Raw genomic sequence first — 764 nt, 5'->3', positions numbered from 1 at the left:
CCCGCTCCCACATTTTGGCCCTGTTTGAAATCAGGACAGGCGGTGGTTAACGAATGGTCGGCGCCCTCGCCCAATCCAGCTCACTGGCCGGCATCGGCCGACCAAACCAGTACCCCTGGCCAAGGTCACAGCGCTGTTCCAATAGAAACCGCGCCTGCTCAACCTGCTCGATGCCCTCGGCATGCACCTGCATGCCCATGCTCTGCGCCAACGCGATCACTACCCGCACAATCGCCGCATCGTCCTCATCCCACGGCAACCCGGCGACAAAACCCTGGTCGATCTTGAGCTTCTGCACCGGCAAGCGCTTGAGCCGCAGCAGCGATGAATAACCGGTGCCAAAGTCGTCGATAGCCAGGCGTAAGCCGAGCTCACGCAGGCGATGCATTTGCTCAAGGGCGACTTCCGGGTCCTCCATCACCGCGCTTTCGGTGACTTCCAGCTCTAAAAGCGCCGGATCCAGCCCCGTGTCGTGCAGCACCTTGGCCACTTGCTCATACAGCTCCCGCCGGGCAAACAGGCGGCTGGACACATTCACCGCGAGAAACGTCAGCGGTGCACCGTCTGCCAGCCACTGGCACATCTGGCGGCAGGCCTGGTCCATGACCCAGGCGTCGATGTCGGCAATCAGCCCGGTGCGCTCGGCAATCGGGATGAATTCCCCCGGCGGCACCAGCCCGCGCTCCGGGTGCTGCCAGCGCACCAGGGCTTCGACGCCGATCATTCGGCTGTCTTGCAGGTCGTGCACTGGCTGGTAGTAAACC

At 63.1% G+C, this 764-nt stretch carries 1 protein-coding gene; it reads right to left on the bottom strand.

What is annotated here, in order from left to right:
• Positions 1-46: 46 nt before the first annotated feature.
• The coding region (locus HX846_RS10920; RefSeq protein WP_178965384.1) for a bifunctional diguanylate cyclase/phosphodiesterase at positions 47-764 on the bottom strand (718 nt) is incomplete at its 5' end.

It is taken from the genome of Pseudomonas sp. K5002, from assembly GCF_013386655.1.
Lineage (GTDB): Bacteria > Pseudomonadota > Gammaproteobacteria > Pseudomonadales > Pseudomonadaceae > Aquipseudomonas.
This window is presented reverse-complemented; position numbering and strand designations above follow the sequence as displayed.